Genomic DNA, 22,383 nt, shown 5'->3' on the forward strand with positions numbered 1-22,383 from the left:
CTAGCCGGCGCGCACGCGGGCGATGAAACCGTCCACCTGCTCGCGCAGCGTATCCGACTGGCTCGTCAGCTCCCCGGCCGCGTGCAGGATCTGCGTCGAGGCGTCCCGCGTCTCGGAGACCGCGCCGCTGACGGTGGCGATGTTCTGCGTCACCTCGCTGGTGCCCACCGCCGCCTGGGCGACGTTGCGGGCGATCTCGGCCGTGGCCGCGCCCTGCTCATCGACGGCGGAGGCGATGGAGGTCGAGATGCTGCTCAACTGGCCGATGACGGCGGAGATCGAGGATATGGCCGACACCACCTCGCCGGTGGCGTCCTGAATATCGCGGATCTGCGTCGAGATCTCGTCCGTCGCCTTGCCCGTCTGCTCGGCGAGATTCTTGACCTCGCTGGCGACGACGGCGAAGCCGCGCCCGGCCTCGCCCGCCCGCGCGGCCTCAATGGTGGCGTTCAGCGCCAGCAGGTTGGTCTGGGAGGCGATGTCGTTGATCAGGCTCACCGCCTCGCCGATGCGCTGGGCGCGCATGGCGAGCCCGTTCACGGTGGCCGTGGTCGCGTGCGCGTGGTTCAGCGCCTCGCCCGCCACGCTCGCCGCCGTCGTCACCTGGGCGCTGATCTCGCGGATGGAGCCCGACAGCTCCTCCGCCGCCGTCGCCACGGTTTCGACATTCGCGGTCGCCTGGCCGGAGGCGGCGGCGACCACCGTGGACTGGCGGTCCGTCCGATCCGACAACGCGCCCAGCCGCATGGCGCTTTCCTGCAGCCGCTCCGCCGCGCCGGAGAACGACCGCACGACCCCGAGGACGCTGTCCTCGAACGAATTGGCGAGTTCGGTCAGCAGCGCCTGTCTCTCGGCGGCGTTGCGATGGTCGGTCTCGAGCTGCGCCCGCTTGAGCTCTTCCCCCTCCCTGAGCGACTGCACGACCCGCTTGAGGATCCGCCAGATGTCGCCGATTTCATCGCGACCGGGCCTGTCCGGAAATTCGATGTCGTAGTCGCCCTTGCCCACGCGTTCGAGGGCGCCGGCAAGCCGGGCCAGAGGACGGCCAAGCTGGGACGTTCCCAACGCCAGCGCAAAAATGAAACTCGACAACAGGCTGATGGCCGTGACCAGGATGATGAAATTGACCGCCCAGGCGGACAGCGCATTGATTTCGGCGTCGATCGCATCGGCCGCTCTGGCGTTCTGCTCGATGATCGTGTCCATGTATTGCTGGAGATCGATGCGGCTTTGGCGGTTTGTCTGATTGTTGCCCAGCAGGGCCGCCGCGGCCGGGCCTTCGGTCATGGCCTTGTCCACCAGCTCCAGCCGGAACGTCTTGAAGGCCGTTGCGCGTTCCGCGAACCTGTCGAAATCGGGACGGCGGTTTTCCGGCACGATTTCACGCCACTGGGCCAGCAGCCCGTCGATTTCCGCCAGCGTATCCCGGATGTTCTGGGAGAAGGACTGCACCTCGGCGGGCGTCCTGGACATATAGATGCCGCGCGATTCCATGACGACCACAGATATAAGCCGGTTGAATCGCTCGCCATAGGTGACCCGGCGCAGAATATTCTCGATGTCCTGCGTTTTTTGAGTCTGGGATTGCGAGATATAAATGGAGCTGAGAGAGATGAATATCAGAAACAGGATGGTAATCGTGATGATGGATAATATCTTGCCTCTTACTCTCATCGGCGTCATCCCCTGGACGAAATTTTCCATTAGGGGACCATATGTAACATTATGGTCTGCAATAATGAATGGAAATTTAAGCATGTTGAATAAATGATTATTTTAAATATTAGTTCAATGTTTATGCAATTACTATCTTGATAGTAATTTTATTATGCTATATATGCATTCATCGTATACGCAAAGTTTATTCTATACGAGTATATATTTATATGAATGAAAAATATTACCGAACGATCGGTTGTTATTTCTTTCCGAACTTGTCCTTCCAGGCAGGCAGCGCGCCGTCGAACGGCAGGGCCGTGGCCTCGTGGATGCCGCGGGCGATCGCCCGTGCCAGCACGTCGCCAGCGGTCATGCCAAGCGTCGACAGCTCGTAGGGCGAGGGGCCGAGCGGGCGCTTGCCCGTGGAGGCGGCGAAGACGAGATCGCCGTCGAGCAGCGCGTGGGAGGGGCGCAGCGCCCGCGCCATGCCGTCGTGGGCGGCCAGCGCCAGACGCTTCGCCTGGGCCTTGGTCAGGGCGGCGTCGGTGGCGACGATGGCGATGGTGGTGTTCTCGCCCGGCCCGCCCTTGAAGCGCGGCACGAGCGCGTCGGCCGGCAGTTTTGCGGGCAGGCCCAGGCCGCCGAACTCGCCGCCGAACTCGCCGCCGCGTTCATAGGCCCCGGCCCAGAAATGCGGTCCGTTGCCGATGACGCCCGAACCCACGGCGTTCACCGCGACGATGGCGCCGACCCAGTGTCCCTCGGGCGTGCGCGCGCTCGCGGAGCCGAGGCCGCCCTTGAGGTTGACGGTCGTCGTGCCGAGGCCGGCGCCACGGCTGCCGAGCGCGAAAGGCCCCGTCGAGGCGAGCGCATCCTCGACCGCCGCTTCCGCGAGCGCCCGGAAGGGGGGGGCGCCGTCGCCCGCCGCCCAGGGCTTGTGGCCGCCGTTCATGAGGTCGAACAGCACGGCCTGCGGCACGATCGGCACCCGTGCCGTGCCGACGGCGAAGCCGCGATCGTGGCGCGCCAGCGCGCTCATCGCCCCGCCCGCCGCATCGAGCCCGAAGGCCGAACCGCCGGAGAGCACCAGCGCATCGACCGTCTGCACGGTCATCTCCGGTTCGAGCAGGGCGGTGTCGCGCACGCCGGGGCCGCCGCCCAGAATGGCGAGCGAGGCCACGGCCGGTTCGTCGAACACCACCACGGTCACGCCGGTCGCGGCCGCCGCGTCGTCCGCGTTGCCGACGCTGAGCCCCGGAACGTCGATGATGAGATTGTGCCCCGTATCGGTCATCTGCCCCTCGTCATGTTGTCCACGGTCGCCAACGGCCTCAAGGACACGACTGCCGCCGCAACCATCCATACGCCGATCCGGAAGGGTGGCAAACAAAAAACGGCCCCGGTCTGCCACCCGGACCCGCGGGGCCGCGAAGGCCGAGTGTCCGGCGGGACAGGCTGAAACTGCCGGACGCCGCCGCCGCAGACAATGCGTTCGGGCCGCTCGATCAGAGAAGCCTCCCCTGTGGCTGATGCGCCGACGCTGGCGCCGGGTCGCGCCGGCCGGCTCCTCGGCCCCGCGCTGTGCGGCATAGTTTCATGCGGCGCAGTTCCATCTTGCCGGAACGGCGCGGGCGCGGCTACAAGGTTCGCATGATCAGTGTCACTTATCCAGCGGCTGCGTTCGCCGGCCTTCTGAGCTTCCTGAGCCCCTGCGTCCTGCCGCTGGTGCCGCCCTATATCACGTTTCTCACCGGCACCACGCTCGACAATCTTTCCGAACGGCAGGATGCCGAGGTCACGCGGCGCGCCTTCTTCGCCGCGCTGCTGTTCGTCGCCGGGTTCTCGACCGTCTTCGTCACGCTCGGCGCGACGGCGTCGGCGCTGGGGCAGGTCATCCGCCAGTATCTCGATGTGCTCGGCACGCTGGCTGGCGTCGCGATCATCCTCATGGGTCTGCATTTTCTTGGGCTTTTCCGGCTCGGCTTCCTCTATCGCGAGGCGCGGGTGCAGATCGACAAGCCGGCCGGTCTGTGGGGGGCCTATGTCATGGGGCTCGCGTTCGCCTTCGGCTGGACGCCGTGCATCGGCCCGATCCTGGCGGCGATCCTCGCGGTGGCCGGCACCGAGGACAGCGTCGGACGCGGCGCGAGCCTGCTTGCCGTCTATTCGCTGGGGCTCGGCGTGCCGTTCGTCGTTACCGCCTTCGCGATGAAGCCGCTGGTCGGGCTCATCAAGCGCATGCGCTCGCGGTTCTCGCTCGTGGAAAAGGCCATGGGCGGCCTGCTGGTGCTCACGGGGGTGGCCTTCCTCACCGGCAGCATCAACCAGTTCTCGTTCTGGCTGCTGGAGACCTTTCCCGTGCTGGGGGAGATCGGATAATTTTGGACAGATCGGACAGGGCGACGATGGAAAACCCCGGCAGGCGCCTGCCGGGGTTCGTCATTCGCCGCCGGGCGTCGATCACTCGAGCTCGTTGCCCGAGTAGGTGACGTTGCCGTCAGCGCCCTTGCGCCATTCGTAGACGATGTAGTCCGGGCGGGTGATGTCGCCCTTCTCGTCGAACGACAGGTCGCCGATCACGGTCTTGAACGTCTTGCCGGAATGGATGGCCTCCGCGACCTTCTCGGGGTCGAGCGATTTCGCCTCTTCCGCCGCCTGCGCCAGCACCTGCACGGCCGCATAGCTGTAGAGGGTGTAGGTCTCGGGGTCGAAATTCCTGGCCTTGAACTTCTCGACCACTTCCTGCGCCGCCGGGTTCTTGCGCGGATCGGGGCTGAAGGTCATCAGCGTGCCCTCGGCGCCGGGGCCGGCGATGTTCGCATACTCGGACGAGGCGATGCCGTCGCCGCCCATCAGCGGGGCAGACAGGCCCTGGTCGCGCGTCTGGCGGGCGATCAGCCCCGCTTCGGTGTAGAGGCCGCCGAAGTAGATGACGTCGACGTTCGCCGCCTTGAGCTTGGACACGAGCGCCGAATAGTCCTTCTCGCCGGTGTTCACGCCCTCGTAGATCACCGGCTTGATGCCGTCGGCCTCGAGCGTCTTGATGGTCTCGTCGGCAAGGCCCTTGCCGTAGGGCGTCTTGTCGTGGACGACGGCGATGTTCTTGTCCTTGTAGTGCTGGGCGAGATAGGCGCCGGCGACCGCGCCCTGCTGGTCGTCGCGTCCGCAGGTGCGGAACGTGTTCCACAGGCCGCGCTCGGTGTAGACCGGGTTGGTGGAGCCGGGTGAGATCTGGAGGATGCCCGATTCCTCATAGGTTTCGGACGCCGGAATCGACACGCCGGAGTTGTAGTGGCCGATCACGAAGGTGACGCCTTCGCCGGCGAACTTGTTGGCGACCGACACGCCCTGCTTGGGATCGGACACATCGTCGCCGAAGCTGATCTCGAGCTTCTCGCCGAGAATGCCGCCGGCGGCGTTGAGATCCGCGGCGGCCTGTTCCACACCGTGCTTGAACTGGTCGCCGACAGCGGCGTTCGGGCCGGTCAGCGGCGCGCCGACGCCGATCTTGACCTGGGCCAGGGCGGCTGTGGACATAACCGCCGTGGACATAACCAGCCCCAGACCCAAAGCCAGCGTTCCAACAATCGACTTTTTCATTCTGGTCTTCCCTCTGCTCATGAAGATTGCGGCTTGTCGCGCCAGGTGAACGGGCCTGTGCGGGTGTATAGCCACGAGTATTGTGTCGTCATCTGCCGCGCCCGCGTGAAGCGGAAGCCGGCGAGGCCGATGGCGGTCACAAATAGCGCGTCGATCAGATAATAGTGCAGCGACAGCAGCGTGCCGTGGAACAGGGCGAAATGGATGAAACGCACCGCCGCCGCCAGCAGCAGGAAGTACACGATGCCCTGCCACACCGGCGCCCAGGTGATGGCGAGCGCCCGGCCCGTCATCCACGCCGCGCCGCCGCCCATGATCAGCGTCACCAGCAGAAAGAGCCACACGGACGGCTCTTCGTACAGGATGCCCTGCATGCTCACCTCCCGCCTTCCAGATATGCGGCCTGCACCTGCGGGTCCTCCAGCAGTTCCCGGCCGCTGCCCGAGAGCGTGATCGCGCCCGTCACCATCACGTAGGCGCGGTGGGCGAGCTTCAGCGCATGATAGGCGTTCTGCTCCACCAGGAACACCGTCATGCCTTCCTTGCGGTTGAGCTCGCGGATGACCTCGAAGATCTGGCGCACCACGAGCGGCGCGAGGCCGAGCGAGGGTTCGTCGAGCAGCAGCAGCCGGGGCCGGCTCATGAGCGCGCGGGCGATGGCCAGCATCTGCTGCTCGCCGCCCGAGAGCGTGCCGCCGCGCTGGTGCAGGCGCTCCTTGAGGCGCGGGAACATGGTCGTGACCCGCTCCAGATCCTGGTCGAAATGGGCGAACTGGTTGATCGCCGCGCCCATCTGCAGGTTCTCGTAGACGGTCATGCGCGGGAAGATGCGCCGCCCTTCGGGCGATTGCGCGATGTTGAGGCGCGCGATCTCGTGCGTCGGCAGCCGCGTGATGTTGCGCCCGGCATAGGTGATCGTGCCCTCGCGCGCGCGGGGATTGCCGAAGATCGTCATCATCAGCGTGGACTTGCCCGCGCCGTTCGCCCCGATCAGGGTGACGATCTCGCCCTCGTTCACGTCGATGTCGACGCCCTTGAGGGCGATGATGTTGCCGTAATAGGTCTTGACGCCGCGCACCGAGAGCAGCGGTTCGCGCGCGGGTTCCGGCAGCCGTTCGAGCGCGCTCATAGTCCGACCTCCGCTTCCACCTTGTCGACTTCCTCGTCTGCCACGCCGAGATAGGCGGCGATGACGCGCTGGTCGTTGCGGATCTCCTCGGGCGTGCCGTCGGCGATCTTGGTGCCGTAGTCGAGCACGATGACGTGATCGGAAATCTGCATCACCACCGACATGTCGTGCTCGATCAGCAGCACGGCCGTGTCGTGATCGTTGCGGACCGACAGCAGCAGGGCGTTCAGCTCCTGGCTTTCGCGCGGGTTGAGGCCGGCGGCGGGCTCGTCGAGGCACAGCAGCACCGGATCGGTGCACATGGCGCGCGCGATCTCCAGCCGGCGCTGGTCGCCGTAGGGCAGGTCCCCGGCCGGATCGTCGGCACGGCCGACGAGGTTGATCTTCTCGAGCCAGTGGCGCGCCTTGTCGACGGCCTCCCTTTCCGCCTTGCGGAAGCCCGGCAGGCCCACGAGACCGGCGAGGGTGAAGCCGGATGCGTGCATCAGCGTATTGTGCTGGGCGACGAGCAGGTTCTCCAGCACCGTCATGCCGGAGAACAGCCGGATGTTCTGGAACGTGCGCGCAACCTGCGCATCCTGGGCGATGCGGTGGCCGGGGAGCCGCTCCAGGAGGAACGAGGCGCCGTCGGTGTGACGGAGCGTCAGCATGCCCTCGCTCGGCTTGTAGAAGCCGGTGATGCAGTTGAAGACGGTCGTCTTGCCCGCGCCGTTGGGGCCGATGAGCGCGGTGACGTCGCCCCGGCCGACCTTGAAGGAGAGGTCGTTCACGGCGACGAGGCCGCCGAAGCGCATCTTCAGATGTTCCACGTGAAGGATGGGATCTCTCTCCCAACGCATTATCCGTGCCCCTCCTTGACCAGCGATCCCGATATTGCCTTGCGTTCCTTCAGCGCGATCGAAGGATTGCGGTGGGCTATCAATCCCCTGGGACGCCATACCATCATCACAACCATAGCCAAGCCGAAAATCAACAGCCGGTATTCGTTGGGATCGAAGTCCGGCCCGAATATCGCTTTCGTGAACGCCATATGGCGCAGCAGCTCGGGGCCGCCGACCATCACCACGGCCGCGATCGCCACGCCGAACTGCGACCCCATGCCGCCCAGCACCACGACCGAGAGGATGATGGCGGATTCCAGGAAGTTGAAGCTCTCCGGGCTGACGAAGCCCTGCCGCACGGCGAAGAACGCGCCCGCGAAGCCGCCGAAGCCCGCGCCGATGGAAAACGCCGTCAGCTTGGTATTGCGGGTGTTGATGCCCAGCGACCGGCAGGCGATCTCGTCCTCGCGCAGCGCCTCCCACGCGCGGCCGATCGGGAGCCGGCGCAGCCGCATGGTCACGGCGTTGGTGATGAGCGCCAGCACCAGGATGAGGTAGTACAGGAACACGATCCTGTGCATGGCGCTGAACGGCAGCCCGAAGATGGCTGCGAACCCGCCCTCTCCGCGCTCGAACGGGATGCCGAAGAACGTCGCGCGCGGGATCGACGAGATGCCCGCGCCGCCGTTGGTCAGCTCGACCCAGTTGATCAGCACGAGGCGGATGATCTCGCCGAAGGCGAGCGTGACGATGGCGAGGTAGTCGCCGCGCAGCCGCAGCACGGGAAAGCCGAGCAGAATGCCCCAGAACGCCGCGAGCACCCCGGCGAGCGGCAGGCAGATCCAGAACGACAGCCCGTAGGTGGTCGACAGCAGCGCGTATGTATAGGCGCCGACCGCGTAGAACGCCACGTAGCCGAGGTCGAGGAGCCCCGCGAGGCCGACGACGATGTTCAGCCCCCAGCCGAGCATCACATAGGTGAGGATCAGGATGCCGAGGTCGATCCAGTAGCGCGCGCTGTTCAGCCCGCCGGCGAGCAGGCTCGTGATCAGTGGATAGGTGAGGGCGATGCCGAGGAACAGCGGCACGCCCACGCTGATGACGAGTTGCGCCAGCCGGCCCTGCGCCGCGCTGCCGGCCGTGGCGGCGCGTGCCGCCTTCCGGGCCTGCCGGTGGTCGGCATAGAGATAGGTCAGGAAGCGCGCCGCGAACACCAGCGCGCACAGGGTCGCCACCAGCCCGATCCGCGGCGTGAGCACGAGCTGCAGCCCCGCGCCCTGATCGGTGCGGAACAGCAGGATCGGGATCGACAGCCCCAGCATCACCAGCGCCGCGAGCCCCGCCTCGCGCAGCGCGCGCGCCAGCAGGGCCGATTGCACGGGGTGATTCGCGCGGACCTGTTGTCCGGGAACGGTTGAAATGCTCGCCATGCCGGCCTCCCGCCTCAGACCTTCTCGACTTCGGGCCGGCCGAGAATGCCCGACGGCATGAAGACGAGAACGATGGCAAGGATCGAAAAGGCCGCGACGTCCTTGTACTCGATGGAGAAATAGGCCGACCACAGCGTCTCGACGAGGCCGATGATCAGCCCGCCGAGCACCGCCCCCGGCAGCGAGCCGATGCCGCCGAGCACCGCCGCCGTGAACGCCTTCACGCCGGGGACGAACCCGTCCGCGAAGCCGACCACGCCGTAGTAGAGGAAGTACATGGTGCCCGCCACGGCCGCGAGCGCCGCGCCGAGCACGAAGGTGAGCGAGATGGTGCGGTCGACGTCGATGCCGAGCAGCGCGGCCATCTTGCGGTCCTGCTCGCAGGCGCGTTGCGCCCGTCCCAACGAGGTCTTGCGCACCATGAACCAGAACGCCGTCAGCAGCACCGCCGTCACCGATACGATGATGATCTGCTTGTACGACAGCGCCACCGCATAGCCGTTGCGCTCGAACAGCACGATGACGTCGGAGATGATGGGCGGCACGGCCTTGTTGCGCGCGCCCTGCGTCACCTGGATGAAATTGGACAGGAAGATCGACACGCCGATGGCGGAGATCATCGGCGCGAGCCGGAATGAGCCGCGCAGGGGCCGGTAGGCGAGCCGCTCCAGCGTCCAGCCCCACAGCGAGGTCATCAGCATGGCGAGCACCAGCACGATCATCAGCGCCAGCGCGACCGATCCGACGCCGAGCCAGGTCGTCAGCAGCAGGAAGAAGATCAGCGCGATGAAGGCCGAGACCATGAAGACGTCGCCATGGGCGAAGTTCACCATGCCGATGATGCCGAACACCATGGTGTAGCCGATGGCGATCAGGCCGTAGATGGAGCCGAGTGTCAGTCCGTTGATGAGCTGTTGCGTGAAAACTTCCATTGGCGAAGCGCCTTCTGTGTTCCTTTCGCATCAGGACCGGGACACGTGCCGATTCGGCACGTGAAGAACGCAATTTCCCGTGGCGGCACCCACGCGGTGCCGTCCCCCGATAAGCGCCGCTCCGGCGGCATCATGCGCGAGAATCAATGTAATCTAGTAGGATAGGTCCGCCCTGTGGCCTGGCTGACGGTGCCTCCGATCACGCGTTGTGCCGGCACGTTTCCCTCGATGTGCCGTCTTCCATAGCAGTCGAAAACAGTGAACTTGTCCAGTGCCGACGAAGGCCCTCCGGCACGAAATCCAGCGATAAGTGCCTAAAGGCGGGGCAGAAGCATACGAAAATGGCTGCGGCGCCATACGCCGCAGCCACAATGGGATGCCGGAATCCGCGTCCCGGGCCGGCCTTGCCCGATCGCCGCAGGGATCCGGCCCGGTCTCGGCGCCGAACCCGTTGCGATCGGGTATTACGAGCGCTGCCCCAGGGGGACGTAGTCGCGCTGGGGCGCGCCGGTGTAGAGCTGGCGCGGACGGCCGATCTTCTGGGACGGATCCTCGATCATTTCCTTCCACTGGGCGATCCAGCCGACGGTGCGCGCGAGCGCGAACAGCACGGTGAACATCGTGGTCGGGAAACCGAGCGCCTTGAGGGTTATCCCGGAGTAGAAGTCGATGTTGGGATAGAGCTTCTTCTCGATGAAGTACTCGTCGCTGAGCGCGATCCGCTCGAGTTCGAGCGCCACGTCGAGCAGCGGATCGTCCTTGATGCCGAGTTCGCTCAACACCTCGTGCGTGGTGCGCTGCATGATCTTGGCGCGCGGGTCGTAGTTCTTGTAAACCCGGTGCCCGAAGCCCATGAGGCGGAACGGGTCGTCCTTGTCCTTTGCCTTGGCGATGTACTGCGGAATGCGATCGACCGAGCCGATCTCCTCCAGCATGCGCAGGGCCGCCTCGTTCGCGCCGCCGTGGGCGGGGCCCCAGAGGCAGGCGACGCCCGCCGCGATGCAGGCGAACGGATTGGCGCCCGAGGAGCCCGCAAGTCGCACCGTGGACGTGGACGCGTTCTGCTCGTGATCGGCATGCAGGATGAAGATGCGGTCGAGCGCGCGCGCCAGCACCGGATTCGGCACGTATTCCTCGCACGGCACCGAGAACGCCATGTGCAGGAAGTTCGCGGTGTAGTCGAGGGAGTTCTTGGGATACACGAACGGCTGGCCGATCGAGTACTTGAACGCCATGGCCGCGAGCGTCGGGATCTTGGCGATCATGCGGATGGAGGCGATCATCCGCTGCTGCGGATCGGAGATGTCCGTCGAGTCGTGGTAGAAGGCCGACAGCGCCCCCACGGAGGCCACCAGCACCGCCATCGGGTGGGCATCGCGGCGGAAGCCGTTGAAGAAGCGGTTCATCTGCTCGTGGACCATCGTGTGCCGGGTCACGCGATAGTCGAAGTCCTGCTTCTGCGCCGCCGTGGGCAGGTCGCCGTAGAGCAGCAGGTAGCAGGTTTCGAGGAAGTCGCCGTGCTCGGCGAGTTGCTCGATCGGGTAGCCACGGTAAAGCAGCACGCCCTCGTCACCGTCGATGTAGGTGATCTGCGATTCGCAGCTTGCGGTGGACGTGAAGCCGGGGTCGTAGGTGAACATCCCCGAATGTTTGTAGAGAGGTGCGATGTCGATGACGCTCGGGCCGATCGTGCCATCTTTAACCGGCAGTTCGATCGCCTTGTCGCCGATCGTCAACGTGCTCGTCTTCACGCTCATGGATGAATCCCTTTGCTGAGTGATCTGGCGAAAGCCGCACAGCCGGGAATGGAATGACCATAAAAAATCCGCGACAATCTGTGGTTTTCGATCCGATCCGAGGTAAGACGGCTGCTTGCCTAGCGCATTCGGAGCCGACGTTCAAGCATCGCTGATCGACTTGCGTCGCGCCGCGAGCGGCCAGCCGCCCCGCAAAAACCCGTCCAGGCCACGCCGCGGCATGCGCAAGCCGATGAAAATCGGGTGGTTATGGCATACTCTTGATGCACATTTTCGCAGGCAGGAATAACCCTTTAACACTCAAGGCTTATCGATGGAGTCTGCCGCAGGAGGGCCACGCCCGCATAGGCCGGGGCGGCCGCACCGACGCCATGGAGAGGGGTCGGCGCCGCGAGTTTCAGTATTACAGTTTTGTAACCGTTGACCATGTTAATGCCATGGTTTCGTGCCCGCCGGGTGCGAAGCGTCACGCCTCGGTGAGCCGGTCGGCAATTCTGGCCAGGCTTTCGTCGCGGCCGAGCACGGCGAGCACGTCGAACAGGCCCGGAGACGTAGCCCGCCCGGTGAGCGCCGCGCGCAGGGGCTGGGCGACCTGTCCCAGCTTGACCCCGGCCTCCGCCGCCGCCTCGCGCACCGCCGCCTCGGTGGCCTCGGGCGACCATTGCGCCACCGCGCCGAGCTTGTCGGCCACGGTGCGCAGACGCTCGCGTCCGCCGTTGCCCAGCAGCGAGAGCGCCTTGTCGTCGAGAGCGAGCGGGCGTTCGGCGAAGATGAAATAGGCGCCCTCGATCAGCTCCAGCAGCGTCTTCGCGCGCTCCTTCAGGCCCGGCATCGCGGCCGTGAGCTTGGCGCGCGTGCGCGCATCGAGCGCCGCCGGAAGTCCGCGCGTCGGGCCGACCTCGGGCAGGATCCGCTCCACAGCCGCGACGAGGTCCGCGTCCGCAGCCGCCCGCATGTAATGGCCGTTGAGATTCTCCAGCTTGACGAAGTCGAACCGTGCCGGCGAGCGGCCGACGGCCTCCAGGCTGAACGCCGCGATCATTTCCTCGGTCGAGAAGATCTCCTGGTCGCCGTGGGCCCAGCCGAGCCGCACGAGGTAGTTGCGCAGCGCCTCCGGCAGATATCCCATGGCGCGGTAGGCATCGACGCCGAGCGCGCCGTGGCGCTTCGACAGCTTCGCCCCGTCCGGCCCGTGGATGAGCGGGATGTGCGCCATGACGGGCACGTCCCACCCCAGCGCCTCGTAGATGTGCTTCTGGCGCGCAGCGTTCGTCAGGTGGTCGTCGCCGCGGATGATATGGGTGACGCCCATGTCGTGATCGTCCACGACCACCGCCAGCATGTAGGTCGGCGTGCCGTCGGAGCGCAGCAGCACCAGATCGTCGAGGTTCTCGTTGCGCCATGTCACGCGGCCCTGCACCACGTCGTCGATCACCGTCTCGCCGGTCTGTGGCGCCTTCAGCCGCACGACCGGGCGCACGCCTTCGGGCGCCTCGGACGGGTCGCGGTCGCGCCAGCGCCCGTCGTAGCGCATCGGGCGGCCCTCGGCGCGGGCCTGCTCGCGCATGGCCTCCAGCTCCTCGGGCGTGGCATAGCAGTGATAGGCACGGCCCTGGGCCAGCAGGCCGTGCGCCACCTCGGAATGGCGATCGGCGCGGGAGAACTGGCGGATGGCCTCGCCGTCCCAGTCGAGACCCAGCCAGCGCAGGCCGTCGAAAATGGCCTCGACGGCTGCCTCCGTCGAGCGTTCGCGGTCGGTGTCCTCGATGCGCAGCAGCATTTTTCCATTGTGCCGCCTGGCGTAGAGCCAGTTGAAGAGCGCGGTGCGTGCGCCTCCGATGTGGAGGAATCCGGTTGGCGACGGGGCAAAACGCGTGACGACGGGAGATGTCATTGCAGCGACTGATCCACAAACGTTGACGGCGGGCGACGGACGTACCACGGATTTGTCGCGCCGTCGTGACGGATGTGACAAATCGGGCTTGGCGCAATCGCCCCGGAAGACGATAATGGGCGGTGTAACACGGCTCGGGCGCCGCGCAACGCGGCATCGGCGCTCTGTATCATGACTTGGGCGTATGGGGTAGGCATCATGCGAAAGATCGCCGGCCGCGCACCGCACTGGACGCGGGACCCGGCGTGAACCGCGCGGGCAGGAGAGGGTGGGGGGCCATGCCCCTCGCGGCGCCAGCGTGGCTGCGCTTCGCAGCCGCCGAGGCCGGCGATCTCGGCAGCCGCTGGCGCGTGCGGCTGACGGGCTGGCTCGCGCTGGAAGCCGAGCGCCGGCGGCTCTTCCTTTGGCTGCCGGTGGCCTATGGCACGGGCGTGGCGTTCTATTTCGCCGCCGACCGCGAGCCCGCGCCGTGGTCCGGCCCCGTGGCGGCGGCCGTCATGATAGCCGTCGCCGTCATGCTGCGCGGGCACTGGCGGGCGCGGACGGCGGCCATGGCCGCCGGCGTCCTGTTCCTCGGCTTCTCCATGGCGGCGATGCGCACGCAATGGGTGGCGCAGCCGGTGCTCAACCGCACGGTCATTGCGCCGGTCACGGGCTTCGTGCGCTCCGTCGAGGAGCGGCCGCAGGGGCCGCGCGCCATCATCGACGTGGAGGACATCGGCGGCCTCGCGGCGGGGGAGCGGCCGGCCCGCGTGCGCATCGGCCTGCGCCGCGGCACGGCCATCGCGCCCGGAACGCGCATCGTGGCCACGGCGCGGCTGGTGCCGCCGCCGCAGCCGGCGCGCCCCGGCGGCTACGACTTCGCCCGCGACGCGTTCTTCGGCGGCATCGGCGCAGTGGGGTCCGTCAACGGCCGGGTCGAGGCGATCGCCGGCCGGCATCCGCCGACACCGCCGGGCGCCCGGCTCGCGGCGTGGATAGACAATCATCGCAATGCATTGACACGTCGCATCATCGAGGCCGGCGGCGGCCCCTTGCAGGGTAGCGGCCACGGCAAGGACGGAGAGGAGCGGGCGCGGGGGCAGGAGGCGGCCTTCGTGGCGGCGCTCGTCACCGGCAAGCGCGGCATGCTGACCGACGAAACCAACGAATCCCTGCGCGCGGCGGGCATCTACCACGTGGTGTCGATCGGCGGCTTCCACATGACGCTGGTTGCGGGGACGATCTTCTTTCTCGCGCGCGCCCTGCTGGCGCTGTCTCCCGGCATGGCGTTGCGCCGGCCGGTGCGCAAGGCGGCGGCGGTGGCGGGCATCGCCGGGGCCGGCGTCTATTGCGTGTTCTCGGGTGCGGGCATCGACACGTTGCGGGCGCTCGTCGTGACGCTGATCGTCATGGGCGCGATCCTGGCGGACCGGCCGGCGCTCTCCATGCGCAATCTCGCGCTCGCCGCCTTCGTCTGCCTCACGTTCCAGCCCGAAACCCTGCTCGGGCCGAGCTTCCAGATGTCGTTCGCGGGCGTCGCCGCGCTGATCGCGCTGTTCGAGCGGTGGAGCGACGGCGCGCGGGCGCACGGCATGATGCCGCTCAGGGAAGGCGGCGGCCTGCATCTGCCGGACGCCGGGCTGCGCGGCGGGCGGCTCTACCGGCTCGTCGTCGTCAGCACGGCCACGACCGTGGTCGCGATGCTGGCCACCGGCCCGTTCAGCACCTATCATTTCCAGACCTTCAATCCGTGGGGGCTCGTCGGCAACGCCTTCGGCCTGCCGCTGGTGGAACTGCTCGTCATGCCGCTCGCCTTCATGGGCGTCATGGCCTATCCGCTCGGGCTCGACGGCCCGTTCTGGCATCTGGCCGGCCTCGCGGCCGCGCCGGTGCTTGCCGGCTCGACGATCATCGAGGGGTTCGCCGGCGCCGTGGTCGTGGTGCCCTCGTTCGGGCCGGGTGTGCTGGTCCTGCTGGTGGCAGCCCTCCTGTGGACCTGCCTCTGGACGACGCCGCTCAGATGGTTCGCCATCCTCCCGGCGGGCCTCGGCGTGGCGCTCGCCGCCATGCCCGACCGGCCGGACATGCTCATCGACCGCGAAGGCAGGGGCGCGATGGTACGGGCGGCGGACGGCCGCTATCTCGTTCTCGGCCGCCCGTCCGCCTTCACCGTCGAGCAATGGCTGCGGTCGGACGGCGATCCGCGCCGGGCGGGTGATCCATCACTGCGTGCCGGCGTTGCCTGTGACCGCATCGGCTGCGTCACCGTGCTGCCGGAGGGGCGCAGCGTCGCCTTCGCCCTCGACGAGCGGGCCGCCTACGAGGACTGTACCCGCGCCGCCGTTGTCGTGACGCGCTGGCGCGCGCCGGAAAACTGCGCCGCCCGCCACGTCATCGACAGAACCGACCTCGACCGGCACGGCGCTCTGGCGCTGATTTTCGAGGGCGACGATCTCGTCATCAGGGGCCGGCCGGACGGCGAGAACGGCAATGTCCGGGCAGGTGATGCCGGATCGTCCGACAACCGGCCCTGGCGACGTCCGGCCCATCGGTGACGTCCCCGAAGGGCCTTGCCAGCGGCCTCAGTAACGGCGGACGAGGCTGATGAGCTTGCCCTGGATGCGCACCCTGTCGGGCCCCAGAACACGCGTCTCGTAGGCCGGATTGGCGGCTTCGAGCGCGATCGAGGAACCGCGCTTGCGCAGGCGTTTCAGGGTGGCTTCCTCGTCATCGATGAGCGCGACGACGATGTCCCCGGTGTCGGCGTTGTCCTGCCGACGCAGGATGACTGTGTCGCCATCGAGAATCCCGGCCTCGATCATCGAATCGCCCCGCACTTCCAGGGCGAAATGCTCGCCGGGGGACAGCAGCTCGGGCGGCAGGGTCAGCGAATGGCTCGAATTCTGGATCGCCGTGATGGGCGTGCCGGCCGCGATACGCCCCATCACCGGAATGGTAAGCCCGCCGGAGGAGACGGGGTCGATTTCCTGCACGGGCCTGTCGACGTTGGCCCGTCCGCCGGCGGGAGCGCGGCCGAGGCCGCCCTCGACGATGCTCGGACTGAAGCGGCCGCGCGGCACCGGCGCGGTCGGCACTTCCGGCAGCCGAATCACCTCGATGGCGCGCGCCCGGTTCGGCAGCCGGCGGATGAAACCGCGCTCCTCGAGCGCGATGATCAGCCGGTGGATCCCCGACTTGGAGCGCAGGTTCAGCGCGTCCTTCATCTCATCGAACGAAGGAGGAACTCCGGACTCGCGCATCCGTTCATGAATAAACCGAAGCAGATCGTGTTGCTTGCGCGTCAGCATGGATTACGCGTCCTCCCGGGATTTCCGCCAGTTCGTAACGTCAAATGACGAGGCACGAAACGAAACGCGAACACCATACACGTTCTTAATGTGTTCCGCAAGCGTCACTGTTCACGATAAGCCTTAAAACTTTGTTGTTTGGAGCGGGGCGGCGCGCCGATTTCCGCCTGGCGGTGCGACTTTCATCGGCCGGCGCACAGGGAAAGCCGATTCTACAGCGTCGATTCTGTGGCGGGGCTGGCCGCGTTCCCGCGGACGACGGCCCGCCGCGGATCAGATGTCGAGATCTCAGATGTCCAGATCCGTGGCGAAGGCCGCGTGTTCCTGGATGAAGGAGAAGCGGGCTTCCGGCTTGTTGCCCATCAGCCGCTCGACCGCCTCGCCGATTTCGGGCCGCGCGTCGTGATCCACCACCACCCGGAGCAGGGTGCGCTTGCGCGGATCCATGGTGGTTTCCTTGAGCTGCGCCGGCAGCATCTCGCCGAGGCCCTTGAAGCGGCCAATATCCACCTTCTTGCCCTTGAAGGTCGTGCGCATCAGCTCCTGCCGGTGCGTCTCGTCGCGGGCGTAGACGGTCTTGCCGCCTTGGCTCAGGCGGAACAGCGGCGGCACGGCCAGATACAGGTGCCGCCCGTCGATGAGGCGCGGCGTCTGCTGCCAGAAGAACGTGATGAGGAGCGAGGCGATATGGGCGCCGTCCACGTCGGCGTCGGTCATGATGATGATCTTGTCGTAGCGCAGGTCCGCCTCGCGATAGGCGGAGCCCGCGCCGCAGCCCAGCGCCAGCATCAGATCCGCGATCTGCTGGTTCTGCAAAAGCTTGTCGCGTCCGGCGGAAGCGACGTTGAGGATCTTGCCGCGCAACGGCAGAATGGCCTGCGTGGCGCGGTCGCGCGCCTGCTTGGCCGATCCGCCGGCCGAATCGCCCTCGACCAGAAAGAGCTCCGACCCCTCCGCGCCCGCCCGCGTGCAGTCGGCGAGCTTGCCGGGCAGGCGCAGGCGGCGCGTCGCCGTCTTGCGGGCGACTTCCTTTTCGGCGCGCCGGCGCAGCCGTTCCTCGGCGCGCTCCACCGTCCAGTCGAGGAGCCGGGAGGCCTGCTGGGGCGCGGCGGCGAGCCAGTGGTCGAAGGCGTCTCGCACCGCGTTCTCGACGATGCGCGCGGCCTCCGTCGTCGCGAGCCGGTCCTTGGTCTGGCCCTGGAATTCCGGCTCGCGGATGAAAACCGAGAGCATTGCCGCGCACGAGGTCATGATGTCGTCGGCGGTGATCTGCGCCGCGCGCTTCGACTGGTTGACGCGCTCGGCGTGGTCGCGCAGGCCGCGCAGCAGGGCGGCGCGCAGGCCCTGTTCGTGCGTGCCGCCCTCGGGCGTCGGGATGGTGTTGCAATAGGAGGCGACGTGGCCGTCGTCCTGCGTGTACCAGGCGATCGCCCATTCCAGCGAGCCGTGGGCTCCCGTCGGGGCGCCTGTCGTGCCTGCCTTGCCGTTGGTGGCGGACTTGTCGATGCGGCCGGAGAAGATGGTGTCGACGACGAGCTCGCGCCCCTCGATCTCCTGCGCCAGATAGTCCCGCAAGCCGCCGGGGAAGCGGAAGGTCGCCTCGGCCGGCACCTTGCCGCCGGCGGGCAGCAGTTCCGGCGCGCAGCGCCAGCGGATCTCGACGCCGCCGAACAGGAACGCCTTCGAGCGCGCCATGCGGAAGAGGCGCGCCGGATCGAACCGCGTGCCGGGGCCGAAGATTTCGGCGTCCGGCTTGAAACGCACGCGCGTGCCGCGCCGGTTGCTGACGCGCCCCAGCGTCGCGAGGGGCCCGAGCGGCAACCCGCGCGAAAACTCCTGCCGGTAGAGGATCTGCCCGCGCGCGACCTCGACCTCGAGCTTTTCCGAGAGCGCGTTCACCACCGACACGCCGACCCCGTGCAGGCCGCCCGATGTCTCGTAGACCTTGGAATCGAACTTGCCGCCGGCGTGCAGCGTGGTGAGAATCACCTCGAGCGCCGACTTGTCGGGGAACTTCGGATGCGGATCGACGGGAATGCCGCGCCCGTTGTCGGTGACGGCGAGGAACCCGTCGGCCGACAGCTCCACCTCGATGAAGCCGGCGTATCCCGCCACGGCCTCGTCCATGGCGTTGTCGATGACCTCGGCGAAGAGGTGATGCAGCGCCTTCTCGTCCGTGCCGCCGATATACATGCCGGGACGCCGGCGCACGGGCTCGAGCCCCTCCAGCACCTCGATGGACGAGGCGTCATAGCCTGCCTCGGGCTGGCCGGGGTTCCCGGCAGCCTGCGCCTGTTCCCGCTTGACGGCGGCCACGTTCCTGGCCGCGGCAGCCGCACGGCCGGAGGCGGCTCTGGCGGCCGAACCGGCGCCTGAAGAGCTGACGCCCGTCCTGGTGGCCGGCTCGGCGCCGCCCCCGCCTGCCGGGGTGCCGAAAAGGTCGTTGCCATCCGTCATCATGCCCGCCCGTATTCCAATCCGCCGATGAAGATTCCAGCCATGCCAGGGACAACCCGACATGGGACGATCCGAATGGAACGCCCCGGACAGGACATGCACGGCGACACCGCATGCGTCCGAGGCGAACGGACAGGAAACATGCAGTTGTACCGCGAACTGTCAAGGGGCCGGGGAACCATGACCTGTGACGACGACCCAGTATGGAAAACGCATCAAGAATGCCACGGCGGCATCGCCGGCCACAATCTTGGAGGATGAAAATCCGCAATTAACCCGTGCATAAGCCGCGTTTCCGGCGGCGCTGGCGTCGATGCGGCATCGTGCTATCGTGGCGCGCTTCCGCTCCACCCGCGGCATCCGCGTCATCCTTTCTCCAGCGCAGGGAACATTGCGTGTCCGACGACTATCAAGCCCACCCGCGGCCCGGTGGCCGTCCGCCCGTGCGCGAGCCGGCGTTCAACGTGCCCGGCGTGGTCCTCGCCGTCATCGCCGTGCTGGCGGCGATCCATGCCCTGCGCACGCTGCTTCCGGACGGGGAAGGCGCCCACCTGATGCTGTCGCTCGCCTTCATTCCGGCACGGCTGACCGTGTTTTTCGACCCCTCGCGGGCGCAGGAACTGTTCGAATCCGCTTTCGCCGGCGGCGGCATGCAGATGGCGCTGACGCGTTTCGTCCTGACGGAGGGGCCGGCGCCGTGGTCCGTCGTCACTTACGGCCTGCTGCATGGATCGTGGATGCATCTCGGCTTCAACGCGCTGTGGCTGCTGGCCTTCGGCACGCCGGTGGCGTGGCGCTTCGGCGTGGCGCGGTTTCTGCTGCTGTTCCTCGCGGCGACTGTCGCAGGATCGCTGTTCTACTGGCTCATGCGGCCCGTCGACGTCACGCCGATGGTTGGCGCCTCGGGGGCGATTTCGGGGGTGATGGCGGCGGCGGCGCGATTCGTCTTCGGCTCCGGGCAGGTTGCCGTCTTCGGGCGGTCCACGCCATCGGTGCTGTTTGCGCCGGCGCAGCCGCTCGTCAACCTGCTGGAAAACAGGCAGGCGCTGGGTTTCATCATCGCCTGGCTCGTCATCAACCTGATCGCGGGTTTCGCCTCGGGCGCCTTCGGCGTCGATGGCGCGATCGCGTGGGAGGCGCACATCGGCGGCTTCCTCGCGGGCCTCGCCCTGTTCCGGCCGCTCGATCCCGTCCCTCCCGCCGCACGACGCTCCTGAACGCGTCGATTCGGTCGATTCCGTTGGCGGGAAAGCGTTCCGGCCGCTTCACGGCCTTGCCATACACGCCGGCGGAAGGCAGAATATGCCTCAAGGCCGCCCATGGACGGCGGTGCGCAGATCGGGCCCGTAAACAATACAGAACACACGATAATAACGAAGAAGATACCGAAAAACGGACCGCTCTGCTGCCGCCGCGCCTGTCGGGCGCGCTGCGGTTCAGTGAATATCGAGGGAGGTTGATATGGGCACAGTCGCCGCAATTCTTTCGTCCAAGGGGCGTTCCGTCATTACGATTTCGCCCCAGCGCACGCTGCACGAGGCCGTCGACGTGCTGTCGACGCGGGGTGTCGGCGCGCTGGTGGTGACCGGCGTCGACGGAGCGGTGCTCGGCATACTGTCCGAACGGGACGTGGTGCGCATGCTCGGCCAGGATGGGCCGCGCGCACTCGACAACACCGTGTCTCGCGTCATGACGTCACGGGTGAAGACGTGCACGCCCTACGACACCATCGAGGATGTCATGGAGATGATGACCGCCGGCCGTTTCCGTCACATTCCCGTGATGGAGGGCGGCAGGCTTTCCGGCATCATCTCGATCGGCGACGTGGTGAAGCACCGGCTGGCGGAGTTCGAGACCGAGCACCAGGCGTTGCGCGAGTACATCGCCACTGCGTGACGTGAATAGTGACCTGAAGAGGTCAGGTGAAATCCCGGGGGCGGGGACGGATCAGCGCGGCTCCGCCCCGTCCTCGCCGCGCAGGTATTCCAGCAGGTCGGGCAGGGCCCGCTCCGTCGCCTTCTCGCCCAGGGCAATGATCTCCCCCGCGCGGTGGAAATCGAACAATCCGACATGGGCGAGGCGGGGCGCGATGGTGATGTCCGGCGGGTCGCCGGCGAGGCGCGAGCGCGCGATTCGGTCCTGCGTGATGTTGAACGCGTCCATCAGCACCGTCGCGAGGCCGGGGGCGCGGGGCCGGCGCTGCTGTCCGCGTGCGCCCGGAAGCGCGCTCTGGAACGGCGCGAAGAAACGCCGCAGCAGGCTGTCCGTCGGATGTTCGGCGCTGTCGATGAGCTCCTGCGCCTCTTCCGGATCGAGGGTCGGTCCCATCGCGGTGCGGGCGCGCGGATCGCCGTTCAGGTTGACCGCGACGGCGGCTTCCGCGCCGAGCACCCGCGTCGCCGTCACCGGGATGGGGTTGACGAGCGCGCCGTCCATGAGCCACCGCCCGCCGAGTCTCACCGCGTCGAACACGCCCGGCAAAGCATATGAGGCGCGCAGCGCCTCGGCCAGCTGCCCGCGCGTGAGCCAGATCTCGTGGCCCGATCCGAGTTCCGTCGCCACCGCCGCGAAGCGCAGCGGCAGTTCCTCGATCTTCAGCGCGCCGAGGTTCTCCACCAGCAGTTTCTGCAGGCGATCGCCGGCGAGCAGGCCCGAGCCGTTGATGTGGAAATCCATCAGCCCGACGACGCGGCGCTTGGTGAGCGAGCGGGCGAAATCCTCGAGCTCGTCGAGCTTGCCCGCGGCATAGCACCCGCCGACGACCGCGCCGATGGAGGTGCCGGCGATGACGGACGGCTGCAGCCCCTCGCGCCGGAGCACCTTCAGCACGCCGATATGCGCCCAGCCCCGGGCCGCGCCGCCGCCGAGCGCCAGGCCGAAGCGCATGCCGCCTGCCGGCGTCTCATCCGTTTCCGCGCGCTGTCCGTCGGGCCCCGGTCTGTGCTCCGGCGGATCGTCTCCCGCGCGGTGCTGCTCCATGATCAACTTACCCGTGAACCGGAAAATCTCCTCCAGCAAGATAACATACCTCTGAAAAAACGCGGGTGCTTTCCGGGGCGATCATCGGTCCGTCGTCAGCCAGTCGTTCTTTTTTATAAGTTCTTGTAGGCGGTTATGTGACCGGCGCGGGCGGATCTCCGGCCTTGCCTCCATGCGCTCCCGTGCCCGCCGCCCCTGGAGGACGAGGAAGCGGGCCGGGCGAGGGGGCCTGTTCCGAAGCTCCGGATGATATCCTGCCGGAATATGGCTTGCGCGAAACTTGCCCGGCTTCGGCGCACCCCGCCATCGTCACCGGGTATTGGAATTGCTGAATTCTCCGTCAGTGTTAACCAATGGCCAAGTGCGATTCGTTACAATCCCTGCGATATTCGTCTCATACCCGGAAGCATGGCGCTGCTGCCGGGCGGGCGATGG

The 22,383-nt window shown here is 67.1% G+C and carries 17 protein-coding genes; 4 read left to right on the top strand and 13 right to left on the bottom strand.

All coding sequences use genetic code 11. The features are described 5' to 3' along the window. Positions 1-1,758, bottom strand: coding sequence for a methyl-accepting chemotaxis protein (locus ACUSIJ_RS13600; protein ID WP_449308943.1), 1,758 nt, complete (start codon positions 1,756-1,758; stop codon positions 1-3). 160 nt (positions 1,759-1,918) lie between these two features. After that, positions 1,919-2,953, bottom strand: a complete 1,035-nt coding sequence (locus ACUSIJ_RS13605) for a P1 family peptidase (protein ID WP_449308944.1) — start codon at positions 2,951-2,953, stop codon at positions 1,919-1,921. A gap of 356 nt (positions 2,954-3,309) precedes the next feature. On the opposite strand from ACUSIJ_RS13605, the gene ACUSIJ_RS13610 reads away from it, so the two are divergent. Then, positions 3,310-4,038 carry a cytochrome c biogenesis CcdA family protein gene (locus tag ACUSIJ_RS13610; RefSeq protein WP_449309083.1) on the top strand — a complete coding sequence of 243 codons (729 nt, stop codon included), beginning with the start codon at positions 3,310-3,312 and terminating at the stop codon, positions 4,036-4,038. Positions 4,039-4,119: 81 nt separating this feature from the next. Here the strand turns inward: ACUSIJ_RS13610 and ACUSIJ_RS13615 are convergent, their stop codons facing one another. The 8 genes from ACUSIJ_RS13615 to gltX form a co-directional block, all read right to left on the bottom strand. Beyond that, entirely contained in the window at positions 4,120-5,259 is a 1,140-nt protein-coding gene (locus ACUSIJ_RS13615; protein ID WP_449308945.1) for a branched-chain amino acid ABC transporter substrate-binding protein, read from the bottom strand. Positions 5,260-5,276: 17 nt separating this feature from the next. Further along, the gene (locus tag ACUSIJ_RS13620) at positions 5,277-5,633 is read right to left on the bottom strand and encodes a DUF6867 family protein (RefSeq protein WP_449308946.1); all 357 of its coding nucleotides are present in this window, start codon (positions 5,631-5,633) and stop codon (positions 5,277-5,279) included. Between the two features lie 2 nt (positions 5,634-5,635). Then, positions 5,636-6,388: an ABC transporter ATP-binding protein gene (locus ACUSIJ_RS13625; protein ID WP_449308947.1), complete on the bottom strand. Its 753-nt coding sequence runs from the start codon at positions 6,386-6,388 to the stop codon at positions 5,636-5,638. Then, positions 6,385-7,227, bottom strand: a complete 843-nt coding sequence (locus ACUSIJ_RS13630; protein ID WP_449308948.1) for an ABC transporter ATP-binding protein — start codon at positions 7,225-7,227, stop codon at positions 6,385-6,387. The genes ACUSIJ_RS13625 and ACUSIJ_RS13630 overlap by 4 nt, the downstream gene beginning before the upstream one ends. Then, the gene (gene livM / locus ACUSIJ_RS13635; protein ID WP_449308949.1) at positions 7,227-8,639 is read right to left on the bottom strand and encodes a high-affinity branched-chain amino acid ABC transporter permease LivM; all 1,413 of its coding nucleotides are present in this window, start codon (positions 8,637-8,639) and stop codon (positions 7,227-7,229) included. The genes ACUSIJ_RS13630 and livM overlap by 1 nt, the downstream gene beginning before the upstream one ends. 14 nt (positions 8,640-8,653) lie before the next feature. Then, positions 8,654-9,571 (bottom strand): ABC transporter permease subunit, encoded by a 918-nt coding sequence (locus ACUSIJ_RS13640; RefSeq protein ID WP_449308950.1) that lies wholly within the window; start codon positions 9,569-9,571, stop codon positions 8,654-8,656. A gap of 464 nt (positions 9,572-10,035) precedes the next feature. Then, a complete protein-coding gene (gltA, locus tag ACUSIJ_RS13645) occupies positions 10,036-11,328 on the bottom strand; it encodes a citrate synthase (protein ID WP_449308951.1) in 1,293 nt (430 codons plus the stop codon). Positions 11,329-11,794: 466 nt separating this feature from the next. Continuing rightward, on the bottom strand, positions 11,795-13,222 hold the full coding sequence (gene gltX / locus ACUSIJ_RS13650; RefSeq protein WP_449308952.1) for a glutamate--tRNA ligase: 1,428 nt from the start codon (positions 13,220-13,222) through the stop codon (positions 11,795-11,797). Positions 13,223-13,500: 278 nt separating this feature from the next. Between gltX and ACUSIJ_RS13655 the strand changes: the two genes are divergently transcribed. After that, complete coding sequence (locus ACUSIJ_RS13655) at positions 13,501-15,759, top strand: ComEC/Rec2 family competence protein (RefSeq protein WP_449308953.1); 2,259 nt, start codon at positions 13,501-13,503, stop codon at positions 15,757-15,759. A gap of 27 nt (positions 15,760-15,786) precedes the next feature. Here ACUSIJ_RS13655 and lexA read toward each other — a convergent pair whose 3' ends face one another. Both lexA and parE read right to left on the bottom strand, forming a co-directional pair. Further along, complete coding sequence (gene lexA / locus ACUSIJ_RS13660; protein ID WP_449308954.1) at positions 15,787-16,512, bottom strand: transcriptional repressor LexA; 726 nt, start codon at positions 16,510-16,512, stop codon at positions 15,787-15,789. Positions 16,513-16,800: 288 nt separating this feature from the next. Further along, positions 16,801-18,972, bottom strand: a complete 2,172-nt coding sequence (gene parE / locus ACUSIJ_RS13665) for a DNA topoisomerase IV subunit B (protein WP_449308955.1) — start codon at positions 18,970-18,972, stop codon at positions 16,801-16,803. A 392-nt stretch (positions 18,973-19,364) separates the two neighbouring features. Between parE and ACUSIJ_RS13670 the strand changes: the two genes are divergently transcribed. Next, positions 19,365-20,186 (top strand): rhomboid family intramembrane serine protease, encoded by an 822-nt coding sequence (locus ACUSIJ_RS13670; protein ID WP_449308956.1) that lies wholly within the window; start codon positions 19,365-19,367, stop codon positions 20,184-20,186. A gap of 244 nt (positions 20,187-20,430) precedes the next feature. Continuing rightward, positions 20,431-20,865 carry a CBS domain-containing protein gene (locus tag ACUSIJ_RS13675; protein WP_449308957.1) on the top strand — a complete coding sequence of 145 codons (435 nt, stop codon included), beginning with the start codon at positions 20,431-20,433 and terminating at the stop codon, positions 20,863-20,865. Between the two features lie 51 nt (positions 20,866-20,916). On the opposite strand, the gene ACUSIJ_RS13680 is transcribed toward ACUSIJ_RS13675, so the two are convergent. Continuing rightward, the gene (locus tag ACUSIJ_RS13680) at positions 20,917-21,948 is read right to left on the bottom strand and encodes a patatin-like phospholipase family protein (RefSeq protein WP_449308958.1); all 1,032 of its coding nucleotides are present in this window, start codon (positions 21,946-21,948) and stop codon (positions 20,917-20,919) included. Positions 21,949-22,383: the final 435 nt, after the last annotated feature.

The sequence above is a fragment of the Pseudochelatococcus sp. B33 genome (assembly GCF_053570585.1).